Source organism: Amycolatopsis kentuckyensis, from assembly GCF_002155975.1.
In the GTDB taxonomy this organism is placed as follows: Bacteria; Actinomycetota; Actinomycetes; order Mycobacteriales; family Pseudonocardiaceae; genus Amycolatopsis; species Amycolatopsis kentuckyensis.
The window spans coordinates 1-2,662 of the sequence record NZ_MUMI01000718.1; the positions used below are offsets into that span (position 1 = coordinate 1).

Consider the following 2,662-nt stretch of genomic DNA (forward strand, 5'->3'; position numbering starts at 1 on the left):
AGCCAACACCGAAACCGTGTTGAAGCGGTAAAGGTCGTAGGTGCTCATCAAGTTGATGATCGAGTTCGCGTAGTTCGGGTCGGTGGCATATCCCGCTTTGTGCACTTCGCGGATGAACTGGTCCGGGTTGTTCGTGTAGTTGAAGGCGTTGGCGTAGCGCGAGTTCTCTCGCAGGAACAGCCCGTGGTCGCGGAACGAGTCCTCTATGGACGCGTACGTCCGGAACGACGCGATCACCACATGGTCCGGGCAGCACTCGTGTGTCGGCAGGTCCTGGCAGCCGTTGGCGATCGGGCCGGGGCCGTTGAAGCACTTGATGCCGAAGTGGTTGTTCCCCGGCGCCGCCTGGCCCCAATTCGATTCCTGGATGGCCTGCGCCACCGTCACCGAGGCGGGGACGCCGTAGTCGGCCTGCCCGCGCTGCGCCGCCGGGCCCGCGGCGTTGATGAAGTCTTCGGCACTGGCAGCCGACAGGGGTGAGGGGGTGAAGGCCCCGTCACGCGCCGCGTCGGCGATCACGTCGGGAGGCGGCGCCGCGAGTGCGACACCGCCTGCGAACTGGCTTGCGATCACGAGTGCGGTGGCGGTCATCAGCCGCCGGAAGGTCCTGGTCATGGGGACGATCGTGGCGAGCCGACATCCGAAAAACCTTTGGACGGCTTTTGAGGTACCGGCCGGGGCTCTCCCACCTCCCGGCTGTGGTGCCGTTCGAACAGCTCGTGCGCTTCGGTCCACGCCCGGTCGGAGCCCACTTCATCACCTTCCACAGCCAAGACCACGGACAGGTCGCGGAGAGTTCGAGCCCGCCACAGCGGCAGGCCCAGCGCATCCCACCACTCCAGCGCGCGCTTCAGCATCGGCTTTGCCGCCTCGGGATCGCCCACGGCCAGCTCCAGCTCACCGAGCGTTCGCAGGATCAGGGCTTGGCCGAAGCAGTCCTGCATGTCGTGGCAGATCTCGAGGCTTTCCGACAGTCTTCGTCGCTCGCTGGCACCCAGGCCCTGCCTGATCCGGATCTTCGCGAGTGACTGCGTCGCGTACGCGGTCATCAGCCGGTCCCCGACGGACGCGAAGATCTCCAGTGCACGCTCGCCGGGGGCGGCGGCCTGGTCCAGCCTGCCTGCGGCCCGGTGGACCAGGCTCGTCGAGCGGAGCACCAGCGCGACCCCGTGCTCCTGGCCCGCCTCGGCGTAGCAGTTCATCGCCTTCTCACAGATGTCGAGCGCGGCGTCGAGATCGCCGAGTTCGGTGTGGGTGAGGCCGGCCGCGTGGTAGGCGCGGGCCAGGGCGTCCGGGTCGTTCATCAGCTCGAGGACCGGGATCGCGTCGGCCAGGAGTGCCGCCGCGGCCTGGAGTTCGCCCTGTTCCCGGTACACCCGGCTGAGCTCGAGCCGGGTGGTGGTCTGGCGCTGCAGGTCGCCGTCGCTGATCCACGCGTTCAGCGCCTGCCGGTAGTAGTCGGCGGCCTCGTCCAGCCGGTCCTGTTCGTAGCGCAGCCAGCCGAGGCCGCACAGCAGCTGCGCCTCAGCCCCGCGGTCGCCGGTTCGCTGGGCGGCGGCGAGCGCCGCCTGATGGGTTCGCCACCAGAGGGTGAACTGGTTGTTCAGCGCGAACGACGACGAAGTCAGCGCCGCCGCGAGTCCGGCTGCGAGCCTGGACAGGTCCAGTTCGCCGGCCAGTTCGACGACTGCGACCAGCCCGTTCTGCTCCCAGTCGAACCACCGGTCCGGTTCGGCGAGCAGCTCGTCGAGCAGGGGCTGGTTCAGCCGGCAGCCGGCCGGCAGTGGCGGCGTCGGCAGCCGCACGGCGTTGGGGAGCAGCGTCGAGGCGCGCTGGACCACCGTGAGGTAGACCTCGCCGACCCGGGCGACCGCGGCCTTCAGGTCCGCGAGCGGCTCGTCAGCCAGGGCACGCTCCCGGCCGAACGCCCGCGTCAGATCGTGGAGCACGTACCGGTCACCGGAAACGACGTCGACGAGCCTGCTGTCCATTAGCCGTTCGAGGACGTCATCGGCTTCGGGGACCGGGCAGTCCAGCAGGGGCGCCAGCAGCCATGGAGCGAACGACGGCACCGCCAGGAAACCCAGGCGACGCAGCGCTGTCCGCTCCGCTTCCGCGAGGCTCTGGTAGCTCAGCGCAAGACTGCCTCGCACCTCGAGGTCGCCGATCGCCAGCTCGGCGAGCACACTGCGTTCGGTGCGGAGCCGCGCCGCCAGCTTGGCCAGCGGCCAGTGTCTTCGCGCCGCCAGACGCGCGCCCGCGATCCGCACGGCAAGCGGGAGCCTGCCGCACAGCCGGACGATCTCCGCGGCCGCTGCCGGTTCCCCGCCGACACGTCCGTCCCCGACGACGACGTCCAGCAAGCGGAGCGCTTCCGCATCCGGCAGCACCTGCAGATCACGCCGGCGGGCGCCCTCCAATGCGCTGAGCTTGTTCCGGCTGGTGACCAGCACCGCGCACCCCGGGGCACCCGGGAGCAACAACCGGACCTGTTGTTCGTGCGCGGCGTCGTCGAGCACCACCAGTACTTTCCGCCCGGCCAGCTCCGACCGGAACCGCGTGGCGCGATCTTCGACGGCCGGCGGGATCGACGTGTCGGGCACGCCGAGCGCGCGCAGGAACCTACCCAGCACCTCGGCCGGGTCAGCGATCACCGGCCGAG

The 2,662-nt window shown here is 69.7% G+C and carries 2 protein-coding genes; both read right to left on the minus strand.

Features of this window, described 5'->3' with window-relative positions; genetic code table 11:
* A partial coding sequence (locus CCN39_RS46380; RefSeq protein WP_208630675.1) for a glucosaminidase domain-containing protein occupies positions 1-615 on the minus strand: 615 nt, incomplete at its 3' end.
* Positions 612-2,662: tetratricopeptide repeat protein (locus tag CCN39_RS46385; protein ID WP_143264434.1), on the minus strand; the 2,051-nt coding region annotated here is incomplete at its 5' end. The genes CCN39_RS46380 and CCN39_RS46385, both read right to left, overlap by 4 nt.